The following is a 12056-nucleotide window of genomic DNA, read 5'->3' as shown; positions in this document are numbered from 1 at the left end:
CTGGATCTGATCGTTCACGAGGGACTTCGTACCGTACCCCGGCGATCCGGTCATCTTCCGCCCCCCGGACCCCGCGTACGGCGGGCATGATGAACGCCGTGCCCGATGCCGCTCCTGACCACGTACCGCCGCCCCCGGCCGGTCCCGCCTCCGCCATCCGCGCGTACTGGGACGCCGCCGCTGCCGTCTTCGACGAGGAACCGGACCACGGCCTGCGCCGGGAGCGCACCCGGGCGGGGTGGGCCCGGCTCCTGTCGTCCTGGCTGCCCCGCGCACCGGCCGACGTGCTCGACGTCGGCTGCGGCACCGGGTCCCTGTCGCTGCTGATGGCCGAAGCCGGCCATCGCGTCACCGGCGTGGACCTGGCGCCGCGGATGGTGCAGCAGGCCGAGGCGAAGCTCGCCGCCGCGGGTCACGCGGCGCGGTTCCTGGTCGGCGACGCCGCCGCCCCGCCGACCGGGCAGGAGCGGTACGACGTCGTGCTCTCCCGCCACCTGCTGTGGACCCTGCCCGACCCCGGGGCCTCGCTGCGCGCGTGGGTCGCCCGGCTGCGACCGGGTGGCCGGCTGGTGCTGGTCGAGGGCCGCTGGCGGGAGGCCGGACGGGCCTGCACGCCGTACGTGGCCGGAGCCGGGCCCCTGCCGTGGGACGGCGGCGTCACCGCCGCGGACCTGTCCGCCGCCGTCCGTCCCCTCGCCTCCCGCCTCCACGTAGAACCACTGGGCGGTGACGCCGAGTTGTGGGGCGGACCGGTCGCCGACGAGAGGTACGCACTGATCGCCCACGTCTGATGCGGCGGCGGCGCGCTCCCGCACCGGTTGCGTGCGGCAGCCCGCCCGGCAGGGCGCCGTCACCGGTGTGCGGTCAGGCGCTTCGTGAGCGTGCCTCCGACGACGATCAGGGCCACGCCCAGCCACCACACGTTGCCGTCGAAGATCAGGACGGCGATCCCGATCGGCACCAGCAGCCCGGCCAGGGGTACGAACAGCCCGGAGAGGTCCGGCGGATCCGGGCCGGGCTCACCCGCCTCGCGCAGGGCCCGGGCACGTGCGACGTCCGGGTACCAGTCGGTGAAGCGCAGGGCCGCCACGATGGCCAGGATCTGGATGATCCACCCGGTCCAGATGTTGTTCGGGTTGTGCAGCACCAGGTCTCCGTACGCGCCCGCGAGGGCGGCCACCAGGAAGGCCAGCCCCCACACCCCGGTGATGACGTAGTTCGTCCGCAGGAACGTGGGCCGGTGCCAGTACTCCGGATCGACCTGCTCCCGCGCGTACTGCAGGGTGAACGGCATGCGGAACGCCATGGAGCCGAAGGCGATCAGGAAGAGGGCGACGTTGGACACCTCGCCGGCGTACGTCTCCAGCCACCGGCGCGTGTCGTCGCCGGCGAGGACGCCGACGACGGCGAGGATGGCGAAGAAGACCAGGTCGGCGATTTCCAGCAGCTTCCACGAGCTGCCCCGGTTGACGATCCGGCCGGCCGCGACCAGCACGATCGTCGTCGCCAGGGCGAGCAGGACCGCGATCTCGAACCTGCCCGGTCCGACCAGCAGCGAGAAGATGATCCACGGCGCCATGCCGATGACGGGATTCTCGAGGAATCCCGCGATGCCACCGCGGGCCGTGGCGGGCCCTTCGGTCTTCACACATCCAGGGTGCGCCGGCGCGGGGGGCGGGGCCATTCGGGAGATGGCGGGGCGCAGGAGCGGCGTGGCGGGCCGCCCCTGACGCACCCCTCAGGTCGTCACGTGCTGCTCGTCATGCGGGCGAAGACGACCACGTTGCTGTCGTAGTAGTGCTTCTTCGCGTCGAAGTCGCCGCCGCAGGTGACCAGGCGCAGGCCCGCGTAGTCGAGGTTCTTGTAGACCTCGAGGGTGGGGAACTCGGCCTTCGGGTACTCCGCCACGCGCTCCACCGTGAACGTGGCCGTCTTGTCGTCCTTCCGGGTCACCTTGATGGTGTCACCGGCCTTCATCGTCTTCAGCTTCTCGAAGACGGCCGCCGACCCGTTCCACGTGACATGGCCGGCGATCACGGCCGGGCCCTGGGAGCCGGGTGTCGGGCCCGGCTCGTACCAGCCCGCGAGGCCGGGGTTCTTCGGGGTCTCCATGCTGCCGTCCGTGTTCTGGCGCAGCGTCTCCAGGGTGCTGGAGAGGCCGAGGGAGGGGATGGCGAGCTTCTGCGGCTCCGACCGGGCCAGGACGGGCTGCGCCGGCGCCCCGGCCTTCGGCGACGCGTGGTGGCCGCTCGCGGAAGGCTCCGCCGCGGGAGCGCTTCCGGCGGCCTTGCCCGCCGGGGCGGGGGGCGCCGCCGGGGCCTGCCCCCCGCACCCCGCGAGGAGCAGCGTGGCGCAGGCGAGGGCGGCGGAGCCCAGGGCGCGGCGCACGGTCCGCGGGGAGGTCGTCCGGCTGGGAATCATGCGGCTGGGAGTCATGCGGCGGCACCCTCGGTCTCCGTGAGGACCCGGGCCGCCGCGATCCGCCGCCGCGCGAGGAGCACGACACCGGCCGCCGCCGCGGATACGGCGAGCGCCGCCCCGGCCGGCATCGTCGCGCTCTGCGGCGCGCCGCCGCCCGTCTCGATGCCGCCGACCGGAAGGGAACCGACCGAAGCGCCCATGACCATGCCGCAGTTGGTCGGAGCCGTCGCCTCCTGGGGCAGCTTCGGGTCGAGCTCGCTCTTGCCGGCCCCCTGGACGTCGTACGTCCCGTTGTGGTTGCGGTCTATGCCGTGCTGCACGATGTGCAGGTCCTTGATGTGGTCGACCACGTCCTGCGCGACGGTGATCGTCCGCTTGTACGAGAGCTTGCCCTGCTTGTCGGCGACGGGCATCCGGTCCACGGCGAGACCGCTGGCCGCCTTGGTGTCCCCGCTGGTGGTGAGCGAGATGTTGATGTCGCCGTAGTCGACGGTGGCCTCGGTGTTGCTGAGGACCCCGTCGCGGTTGGTGTCGTCACTCGCGTCCGGGCACTGGAAGTCGTGCCCCTTGGTCGAGCCGTGCAGGTGCTGCGCGGAGGGCTGCCCGGGCACCATGCCCTCGGACTGGATCTGCACGGTCAGCTGGTTGCCCTTGATGCTCAGCATGGCCGTACCCCGGGAACCGGAGTCGTTGAGCTGCGCGAGGTCGATCTGGTACGCCTTCCCGCCCTCCGCGGCGAGAGCCGGGCAGGAGAGCCCGAGGGTCAGGAACACGGCGGCGGGCCCGGCGGCGAGTACCACGAGGCGACCAGTGCGCTTGGCAATCACATTCGCTCCTGTTCCGCGGCCCCCGGGAGGAGGGAGCCGCAGATCGTACGGGGGTGAAGCGAGCCCCGGAGAGGGTCTCGCCGCTTCTTCGGAGCACCAAGGCCCTTGGATGGGTGCCTCTTCGAAAAAATCTTCCGCGGTTCGCGGCGACCCCCCTCCGGCCGTGCTCGGGGCTGTGGCGGACGGGCACCGGTTCGCGCCAACTCACCTTGATTGCAAATCAGTTGTCGATGCTCTGACCTATGTTCTGTGGGGTATGCACCAGTTCACCCCCGGAGGTCAGATTGCAGAACAGGCGACGCTTCCTCGCCTTCCCACGTGCCCTGCGCCGCTCCCACCTGCTCGTGGCCTTCGGCCTCGGCTCGCTCCTGATCGCTCTGATGCCGTGGCTCGGGGTCGGCGGGCCGGCGGCGGCCGGGCGGGCACCCGGGCCGCGCCCCGCGCCCGTCCCGTTCGACCAGCAGACGGCGCGGCAGTCGCCGCACCACGGCGTCGCGCCCGCCAACGCCATGGAGCCCACCGCCCCGGTCCTCGACCGGACCGGCTGGACGGCCACCGCCGGCGACGAGGAGACCGGCGGCGAGAACGGCCGCGCGGCCAACGTGCTCGACGGCAACAACAGCACCATCTGGCACAGCAGGTGGTCCGGCACCCCCGCCCCCCTGCCGCACACCCTCACCATCGACATGCACCGCACCGCCGTCGTCTCGGCCCTGATCTACCTCCCCCGCGCCGACGGAGCCAACGGCCGCGTCGGCGAGTACGGCATCAGCGTCAGCAAGGACGGACAGGACTGGGCCACGGCGAGCCCCGTCGCCACGGGCACGCTCGCGGACGACGGCAGCGCCAAGACGCTCGGGTTCGCCCCGCAGGGAGCCCGGTTCGTACGGCTGACTGCGCTCACCGAGGCCGGCGGCCGCGGCCCCTGGACCTCCGCCGCCGAGATCAACCTGCTCGGCGACCCCGGCACCCCCGCGGCCACCGTGGACCTGCCCCGGACCGGCTGGACGGCGACCGCCGGCGACGAGGAGACCGGCGGCGAGAACGGCCGCGCGGCCAACGTGCTCGACGGCGACAACAGCACCATCTGGCACAGCAGGTGGTCCGGCACCCCCGCCCCCCTGCCGCACGCCATCACCATCGACATGCACCGCACGACGGCCGTCTCCGCCCTCGTCTACCACCCCCGCATGGACGGGGCCAACGGCCGGGCCGGCGCCTACACCATCACCACCAGCACCGACGGCACGGCCTTCGGCACGCCGGTCGCCGCGGGCACCTGGCGTGACGACGACACCGTCAAGACGGCCACCTTCGTCCGTACCGAGACCGCGCGCTACGTACGACTGACCGTGACCTCGGAGGCCGGCGGCCGCGGACCCTGGACATCGGCCGGCGAGATACGCCTGAGCGGACCGGCCAGCCCGGCCGTCCACGGCTCCTGGGGCCGGATCACCGGCTTCCCCCTCGTGCCCGTCGCCACCGCGGCGCTGCCCGGCGACAAACTGCTCGCCTGGTCCGCGTACGCCGTCGACCGCTTCGGCGGAAGCAACGGCTACACCCAGACCGCGATCCTGGACCTGAAGACCGGCAAGGTCACCCAGCGCCGCATCGACAACACCGGACACGACATGTTCTGTCCCGGCATAGCGATGCTGGCCGACGGCCGCGTACTGGTCACCGGCGGGTCCAACGCCGAGAAGGCGAGCATCTACGACCCGGCCACGGACGAATGGTCCGCCACCGCCGGCATGAACATCGCCCGCGGCTACCAGGCCATGACCCTGCTCTCCACCGGCGAGGCCTTCGTCCTCGGCGGGTCCTGGAGCGGGACCGCGAACACCGACAAGGCCGGCGAGGCCTGGTCACCGGACACCCGTACGTGGCGCAAGCTCCCCGGAGTCACCGCCGCCCCCGCACTGACCGCCGACCCCGCCGGACCCTACCGGGCCGACAACCACATGTGGCTGTACGCCACTTCGGGCGGAAAGGTACTGCAGCTGGGCCCGAGCAGGCAGATGAACTGGATCTCCACCAGCGGCCAGGGCGGCATCACCCCCGCCGGCACCCGCGGCGACAGCCAGGACGCCATGACCGGCAACGCCGTCGCGTACGACATCGGCAAACTGCTCACCCTGGGCGGCTCGCCCGCGTACGAGAAGACCCCGGCCACGCAGCGCGCGTACACCGTGGGCATCTCGGGCGGCCAGGCGGTACAGGCCGCCCGCACCGGGGACATGGAGCACGCCCGCGCCTTCGGCAACAGCGTGGTCCTGCCCGACGGCAAGGTGGCCGTCTTCGGCGGACAGGCCTATCCGGTGCCCTTCAGCGACGCCACCTCGGTGCTGGCCCCCGAACTGTGGGACCCGGCGACCGGCCGCTTCACCCCGCTCGCCACCATGGCCATCCCGCGCAACTACCACAGCGTGGCCAACCTGCTGCCGGACGGGCGGATCTTCTCGGGCGGCGGCGGCCTGTGCGGCGACTGCGCGACCAACCACGCCGACGGGGCCGTCTTCACCCCGCCGTACCTGCTGGAGGCGGACGGATCGCCCAAGCCGCGTCCCGTCATCACGGGGGGAGTGCCCTCCAAGGCGGCCCCCGGCACCACGCTCACGGTCGCCACCCAGGCCCCGGTGGCGTCGTTCGTCCTGATGCGGGCCGCGGCCGCCACCCACTCCACGGACAACGACCAGCGGCGGGTCCCGCTCGCCTCCACGGCCACCGGAACAGGCGCGTACACGGTGTCCATACCGGCGGACACGGGTGTGGTCCTGCCGGGGAACTACATGCTCTTCGCCCTCGACGCCCAAGGCGTCCCGAGCATCGCGAAGTTCGTCACGGTCTCCTGATCCCGCGAGCGGCGCCCGGCGGCCGCCGGGCCGACCGGGCACCGCTCGCGGTGCACGCCCGTCGGATAAGTTGACCCACCGGACGGTCCGCTCGCCGCGGACCGGCATGACGTTCGTGGGGGACGGGGGAGTCCGTGGAGTCATTGAGGCCTGGTGACCTGCCGGAGATCGGCGGGTACCGCCTGCTGGCGCGGCTCGGCGAGGGCGGAATGGGCGAGGTCTTCCTGGCCCGGACCCCGTCCGGGCGGCCGCTGGCCCTCAAGACCGTGCACCGGGAGCTGAGCCTGGAGCCGGACTTCGCGGAGCGGTTCGCCCGCGAGATACGCACCAACGACCGCGTCCGCAGCCCGTGGACCGTCTCGGTGGTGGACTACAGCCCGCCCGGGGTGCTGCCGCAGTGGCTGGCGACGGAGTACGTCGCCGCGCCGTCCCTCGGCGACTGGGTGCGCGCGTACGGGCCGCTGCCGGAACCGGCCGTGTGGTGCCTGGCCCGGGAGCTGTCGGCCGCGCTGGTGAGCGTACGGGCGGTGGGGGTCGTACACCGCGACATCAAACCGGCGAACGTACTGCTCGGCACCGAGCGGCCCTTCCTCATCGACTTCGGCATCGCCCGCGCCGTACGCGACCCCCGTCACACGCAGACGGGTGCGGTCATCGGCACGCCCGGCTTCCTCGCGCCGGAGCAGGCGACCGGTGCGGTGGCGCAGGCGCCGGCCGACGTGTTCTCGCTGGCCGCGGTCCTCGTGTACGCGGCGACCGGCCGCAGCCCCTTCCTGACGGGCGGCGAGGAGCTGTCGCTGCCGGCCCTGCTGTACCGGATCGTCCACGACGAGCCCGTGCTGGACGGTGTGCCGCAATCCCTTCTGGCCCTGGTGCGGGAGTGCCTGGCCAAGGACCCGGCCGAGCGGCCCACGGCCGAGGAGGTACGGGCACGGCTCGGCGAGGCGGCGGAGGAGGAGTGGAGCGCGGCCGCGCCGCAGGCCCTGGTCGCGGAGGCCGGCCGCCGCCAGAGCGAGCTCCGGGGGCTGCTGAGCGCATCGCAGCCGCCGGCCGGCGCCACGGCGGGGAGGGCCGCGGTGCCGGTTCCCCCGCCACCGCCGTTCGCACCGGTTCCCCCGGGGAGCGGCACGGGGACGGGGGCCAGATCGGTCTCCCCGCGGCTCCTGGCGACGGCCGGGGCCGTCGGCGCCGCCGCGCTCGCGATCGTGCTCTTGAACGGCGGTGACGAAGGCCGCGGAGGCGGCTCCGCCGCCTCGCCCCCGCCGTCCGCGTCCGCCTCGGCGTCGAACGCCGGGTCCTCGTCCGCCGGCGCGTTGCCGCAGGCCTGGGCCGGAACGTGGTCCGGCGTGGGACCCGGGACTCCGAACGCGGACGGGATCACCCGGGCGAAGACGGGTGAGTTCACGGTGACGGTCACGCTGAACGCCGGGTCGGCGGGCGAGATCGTGGGCAAGCAGGTCAGCACCGTCAAGGAGGCCCGCTCCGGTCGGGACCTGGGCTGCACGGAAGCCCTCAAACTCCAGCAGATCAAGGGGAGCACCGTGGTCTTCGCGGCGGTGACCAGCCACCCGACCGACCGGGAGGCCTCGTTCGACTGCCCCCAGGGCAACCTCTACGTGCTGACCATGGAGTCCGCGGACCGGCTGACGCTCGAATCCGAAGGCGCCCAGTCGGCCGGAGCCCCGGCGGCGCTGGCCCGCAACCCCTGAATCAGGTTGCTCCGCTTGCTCCGGCCGGTTCGCGCCGGGCGCCTCAGGGCGCCAGGAACCCGACCAGGGCCGCCGCCACCGACTCCGGGTCCTCCAGCTGGGGGTAGTGCCCGACGGCCGGCGGGCCCGTCAGCTCGACGACGCGGGCGTCCGGCATGCGCGCCCGGATCCGGTCCAGTACGTGGGCGCCGCTGATCGGATCGGCGGGCCCCCACACGAACTGCGTGGGCCCGGCGAAGCCCTCCAGCGCCGCGACCCAACGGAGCTGGTGCACACGTCGCTCGTCGATGTAGCGCAGCAGGCGCGGGGCGAGGCGGTGGCCGTCGGCGCGGGAGGCCGACACCCACAGGTCGTGCAGGTCCCCGTCATGGACGGGTCGGCCCAGCACGGCGCGCAGGGTCGCCCCGAAGCGGCGTTCGGTGGTGAACGGCGCCACGAGCGGGCCGAGGGGGCCGTGCAGCAGGCGCTGGATCGGTACGGGGCGGTGCAGATCGGGGTAGAGGCCGCCGTTGAGCCAGGCCATGCGGGTGATCCGGGCCGGGGCGCGGGCCAGCAGCTCCTGACCGACGCTCACCCCGTAGTCGTGCGCGACCACGGCCGTGGCGCCGATCCCGTACCGCCGCCAGACCTCCTCGACGAGCGAGGCCTGGTCGAGCACCGAATAGCGGTGGCGCCGGGGCTTGTCGCTCTCCCCGAAACCGAGCAGGTCGAGCGTGGTCACCCGCAAACCGGCCGCGGCGAGCACCGGCACCACGGCGGCCCAGTCGTGGGAGGAGGTAGGAAACCCGTGGACGAGGGTGACGGGCGGGCCCTGCGGCGGCCCGTCCTGGCGTACGAAGACGCGGTGCCCGCCGATCCGCGGCGTAGTGCCGCCTTCGGTCCAACGGTGCAGCGGTGGCAGGGCGCGCTCGCCGCTCATGCGCGGGCCTCCTCGGAGTGCCGGTGGTCCAGCCCGTACAGCAGGGTCCGCAGGCCGAACTCGAACTCCGCCTCGGCATCGGGGGAGTTGAGCAGCTCGGCATGACGGTGGACGGACGGGTGGGTGAGCGGGGAGAGGGAGCCGAACAACTCGGTCATCGCGGCGCGCTGTCCGGCGGTCCGGGCGGCGCCGCCGGAGTCGAGCACGGCGGCGCCGATCACGAAGTGGGTGACCGTGAGGTAGACGTGGACGGCCGACCGCGGCTCCCACCCGTGGGCGAGGAGCTGCCCCAGGGCGTGCTCACGGGCCCTCAGGGCGTTGGGGCCGAGCAACTGCCCGGCGGTCAGCAGCGGGACGACCGCCGGGTGCGCCGCGAGGACCCGGCGGAACTCCAGCGCCCCCCGCTCGATCCCGGCCCGCCAGTCCCCGCGCAGTTCCGGCAGCCGGATCTCGCCCAGCATGTGGTCGACCGTCTCGATCAGGAGCTCCTCCCGGCTCGCGACGTGGCGGTAGAGGGAGGTGTGGCGGACCTGGAGTCGCTCGCCGAGCCGGCGCATCGTGAGCGCCTCCAGGCCCTCCTCGTCGGCGAGTTCGAGCGCGCCCGCAGTGATCCGGTCGAGCGTCAGCCCGCCCTGGCGCGGCCTGCGCCGGTCGCGTTCGGCGTACCGGGCCTGCCACCAGGAGGGTGACCCGGCCTTCGCGGAGGCCGGATCGGTTTCGTGCTGGAGCGTCATGGGTGGCGGAGCCTACTCGAAGAGGTCGGGTTCCGTGCGGACGATCTCGTCCCACAGGGGCTGGAAGGAGAACCACCCCGCGAGCGGGAACCCGGTCTGGTCCCGGGTGTACCGGGCGGACTCGGGGTCGATCAGGTGCGGGGTCCCCGCGGCCTCGGCCAGCAGCTGCGCCTGGGCGCTGCGCTCCATGGAGATGAACCACCAGGCCGCCTCGTCGACCGATTCGCCGACGGTGAAGATGCCGTGGTTCTGATGGATGACGGCCTTGTGCGGCCCGAGTCCCGCGGCGAGCTGCCGGCCGGCCTCCTCCTCGACCACCACGGCACCCGCCCCGTCCCGGTGCACGGCGTGCTGTTCGTACACGGCGCACGCGTCCTGGGTGATCGGGTCCAGCGGGCGTCCGAGGCTGGAGAAGGCCTTGCCGTGGACGGCGTGGGCGTGGCAGGCGGCGACCACGTCGGGACGGGCTGCGTGGATCGCGGAGTGGATCACGAATCCCGCCCGGTTGACGGGGCGCCTGCCGTGGCGGACCTGCCCTTCGTGGTCGACGAGGATCAGGTCGCTGACGCGGACGTGCCGGAAGGACATGCCGAACGGGTTGACCCAGAACATGTCGGTGTACTCCGGGTCCCGCACGGTGATGTGTCCCGCGACCCCTTCGGAGAAGCCGAGGCGGCCGAAGACGCGGCAGGCCCCGGCGAGCCGCTGCTTGCGGTGCTCGCGCTCCTGCCCGGGGTCGGTGAACGTGGGGGGCAGCGGCAGCTCGAGGTTCTCCTGACGGGGGACGAAGGCGCTGCCGCGCCACGCGTTCCCGTCCTTCCCCGCTCCGGCGTCCAGATCCGTCTCGTCGTTTCCGTGGGTGCCCGTCATAGGGTCCATGCCCCGCCTCACTCGATGATGCGTCCAGTGGACGCATATATTGCGTCCACTGGACGCATTGCGCAAGGGTCCGGGCCTGAGGACACCCCGGCACCCGGGCACCCCGGCTCGGGCGCTCAAGATCATCGGGTGCAGAATGACCCGTATGTCGATACCAAACACGCCGAAAACGGCGACGATTGACGATGCGTCATCGATCGGCCGCATCCTGGCCCTCGCCTTCGACGACGACCCGATGATGCGCTGGTTCTTCCCCGGCGAGGCCGCGCGCGCGGCGGGTCTGGGCCGGTACTTCAGCACGATCTTCACCCGGCAGTACGCGCACCACGGCGTCTGCGAGCGCACCGGAGCGGCGGCCGCCTTCTGGGTTCCGCCGGGCGCGCAGGGCAAGGCCGTTCCCGACGCCGGGACCATCGGGGAGCTCTCGGAGATCCTGGGCGACCGTGCCCCGCTGTTCCGGCAGGCCGCCGAGGCCGCCGCCGGGGAGGGGCCCCAGGAGCCGCACTGGTACCTGGCCGTGATCGGCGCGGATCCCGCCGCCCGGGGCGAGGGCCACGGGGCCGCCCTCCTGCGATCGGGCCTCGCGAAGGCCGACGCGGCGGGTCTGCCCGTCTACCTGGAATCCTCCAAGCCGGCCAACCTCCCCTTCTACGAGCACTTCGGCTTCACCGCGCTCGGCGAGGTCCAACTCCCGGGCGGCGGCCCGACGCTCTGGCCCATGCGCCGCGAGCCGGCTCCGCGACCCGCCGGCGTCTGAGGACCTCCACGACGGGAGGCGCCGCCGGACCGCACGCGGCGCCTCTTCGGAATGCCGGGTCTTCGGCCGCTCTTTCCTCTTCATGACTTGAAGCCTCAGGGCAGTGAAAATTATGTGGAAAAGCAGGGCAATCACCGAATTGCGTCAAAGCGGAGCGTGATGGCAACGTTGCCATCTCGTTAATAGTTCACTTCTTGACGGAGGTGTCGGCGCCGAGTTGACTGCGTCTACCTCGGCCGCATGGACACGGCCTGCTCAGGGAGGTTTACGTCGTGAACACGCATCTCGGTCGGGTCGTCGTTGTCGTCACCGCTGCCGCGGCATCCGTCTCGCTCGCCGCCTGCGGCAGTACGGAAGGCGCCGGCGCGGGATCCGGCGGTTCCGCCAAGGGTGAGGCCATCAAGGTCGGCCTCCTGCTCCCGGAGGACCAGACGGCGCGCTACGAGAAGTTCGACAAGCCGCTGATCGAGAAGGAAATCGCCAAATTCACGCGTAACAAGGGCGAAGTGGTCTACGCCAATGCCAAGCAGGATGCGGCCGCTCAGAACGCCCAGGTCGACGAGATGATCGCCCGCAAGGTGAATGTCCTCATCATCGACGCGGTGGACGCGAAGGCCATTGCCGGTGCGGTCAAGAAGGCCAAGGACGCCCATATTCCGGTCATTGCCTACGACCGCCTCGCCGAGGGCCCGATCGACGCGTACACCTCCTTCGACAACGAGGACGTCGGCAAGGTCCAGGCCAAGGCCCTGCTGGAGGCGCTCGGCGACAAGGCCGGATCCGGCCAGATCGTCATGATGAACGGCTCGCTCACCGACCCGAACGCCAAGGGCTTCAAGACCGGTGCGCATTTCGTCCTCGACGGCAAGGTGACCATCGGCAAGGAGTACGACACCAAGGAGTGGAAGCCGGAGAACGCCAACAGCAACATGGCGGGCGCCATCTCCGCGCTGGGCAA

The 12056-nt window shown here is 72.3% G+C and carries 11 protein-coding genes; 5 read left to right on the top strand and 6 right to left on the bottom strand.

Annotated elements, in window-relative coordinates; all coding sequences use genetic code 11:
• The first annotated feature begins 89 nt into the window (after positions 1 to 89).
• Positions 90 to 791, top strand: a complete 702-nt coding sequence (locus ACFY1T_RS35465; protein ID WP_390791859.1) for a class I SAM-dependent methyltransferase — start codon at positions 90 to 92, stop codon at positions 789 to 791.
• Between the two features lie 59 nt (positions 792 to 850).
• On the opposite strand, the gene ACFY1T_RS35460 is transcribed toward ACFY1T_RS35465, so the two are convergent.
• The 3 genes from ACFY1T_RS35460 to ACFY1T_RS35450 all read right to left on the bottom strand — a co-directional run bounded on the left by ACFY1T_RS35460 (position 851) and on the right by ACFY1T_RS35450 (position 3248).
• Positions 851 to 1648, bottom strand: a complete 798-nt coding sequence (locus tag ACFY1T_RS35460) for a hypothetical protein (protein ID WP_390791858.1) — start codon at positions 1646 to 1648, stop codon at positions 851 to 853.
• Between the two features lie 98 nt (positions 1649 to 1746).
• Positions 1747 to 2436, bottom strand: coding sequence for a class F sortase (locus tag ACFY1T_RS35455; protein ID WP_390791857.1), 690 nt, complete (start codon positions 2434 to 2436; stop codon positions 1747 to 1749).
• Positions 2433 to 3248 carry a hypothetical protein gene (locus tag ACFY1T_RS35450; RefSeq protein WP_390791856.1) on the bottom strand — a complete coding sequence of 272 codons (816 nt, stop codon included), beginning with the start codon at positions 3246 to 3248 and terminating at the stop codon, positions 2433 to 2435. The genes ACFY1T_RS35455 and ACFY1T_RS35450 overlap by 4 nt, the downstream gene beginning before the upstream one ends.
• Positions 3249 to 3532: 284 nt before the next feature.
• Here ACFY1T_RS35450 and ACFY1T_RS35445 point away from each other — a divergent pair, with 284 nt between their 5' ends.
• Together ACFY1T_RS35445 and ACFY1T_RS35440 are read left to right on the top strand one after the other, a co-directional pair.
• Positions 3533 to 6100: a discoidin domain-containing protein gene (locus ACFY1T_RS35445; protein WP_390791855.1), complete on the top strand. Its 2568-nt coding sequence runs from the start codon at positions 3533 to 3535 to the stop codon at positions 6098 to 6100.
• Positions 6101 to 6234: 134 nt separating this feature from the next.
• Positions 6235 to 7809 (top strand): serine/threonine-protein kinase, encoded by a 1575-nt coding sequence (locus tag ACFY1T_RS35440; RefSeq protein WP_390791854.1) that lies wholly within the window; start codon positions 6235 to 6237, stop codon positions 7807 to 7809.
• 43 nt (positions 7810 to 7852) lie between these two features.
• Here ACFY1T_RS35440 and ACFY1T_RS35435 read toward each other — a convergent pair whose 3' ends face one another.
• The 3 genes from ACFY1T_RS35435 to ACFY1T_RS35425 are packed head-to-tail and all read right to left on the bottom strand — an operon-like array spanning position 7853 to position 10341.
• Positions 7853 to 8728, bottom strand: coding sequence for an alpha/beta fold hydrolase (locus ACFY1T_RS35435; RefSeq protein ID WP_390791853.1), 876 nt, complete (start codon positions 8726 to 8728; stop codon positions 7853 to 7855).
• Positions 8725 to 9462, bottom strand: a complete 738-nt coding sequence (locus ACFY1T_RS35430; RefSeq protein WP_390791852.1) for a TetR/AcrR family transcriptional regulator C-terminal domain-containing protein — start codon at positions 9460 to 9462, stop codon at positions 8725 to 8727. The genes ACFY1T_RS35435 and ACFY1T_RS35430 overlap by 4 nt, the downstream gene beginning before the upstream one ends.
• Positions 9463 to 9474: 12 nt before the next feature.
• The gene (locus ACFY1T_RS35425) at positions 9475 to 10341 is read right to left on the bottom strand and encodes a class II aldolase/adducin family protein (RefSeq protein ID WP_390791851.1); all 867 of its coding nucleotides are present in this window, start codon (positions 10339 to 10341) and stop codon (positions 9475 to 9477) included.
• 145 nt (positions 10342 to 10486) lie between these two features.
• Between ACFY1T_RS35425 and ACFY1T_RS35420 the strand changes: the two genes are divergently transcribed.
• A complete protein-coding gene (locus ACFY1T_RS35420; protein WP_390791850.1) occupies positions 10487 to 11098 on the top strand; it encodes a GNAT family N-acetyltransferase in 612 nt (203 codons plus the stop codon).
• Positions 11099 to 11370: 272 nt separating this feature from the next.
• The coding region (locus ACFY1T_RS35415) for a substrate-binding domain-containing protein (RefSeq protein WP_390791849.1) at positions 11371 to 12056 on the top strand (686 nt) is incomplete at its 3' end.

It is taken from the genome of Streptomyces sp. NPDC001194, from assembly GCF_042896985.1.
Taxonomy (GTDB): Bacteria; Actinomycetota; Actinomycetes; order Streptomycetales; family Streptomycetaceae; genus Streptomyces.
The sequence above is the reverse complement of the archived record's forward strand: the minus strand, read 5'-3'. Positions and strand labels throughout refer to the sequence as shown.

Excerpts from the sequence above, each read along its gene's own strand:
- ACFY1T_RS35430 (WP_390791852.1), bottom strand. The coding sequence starts at position 9,462 with ATGACGCTCCAGCACGAAACCGATCCGGCCTCCGCGAAGGCCGGGTCA.
- ACFY1T_RS35425 (WP_390791851.1), bottom strand. The coding sequence starts at position 10,341 with ATGGACCCTATGACGGGCACCCACGGAAACGACGAGACGGATCTGGAC.
- ACFY1T_RS35420 (WP_390791850.1), top strand. The coding sequence starts at position 10,487 with ATGTCGATACCAAACACGCCGAAAACGGCGACGATTGACGATGCGTCA.
- ACFY1T_RS35435 (WP_390791853.1), bottom strand. The coding sequence starts at position 8,728 with ATGAGCGGCGAGCGCGCCCTGCCACCGCTGCACCGTTGGACCGAAGGC.
- ACFY1T_RS35465 (WP_390791859.1), top strand. The coding sequence starts at position 90 with ATGAACGCCGTGCCCGATGCCGCTCCTGACCACGTACCGCCGCCCCCG.
- ACFY1T_RS35455 (WP_390791857.1), bottom strand. The coding sequence starts at position 2,436 with ATGACTCCCAGCCGCATGATTCCCAGCCGGACGACCTCCCCGCGGACC.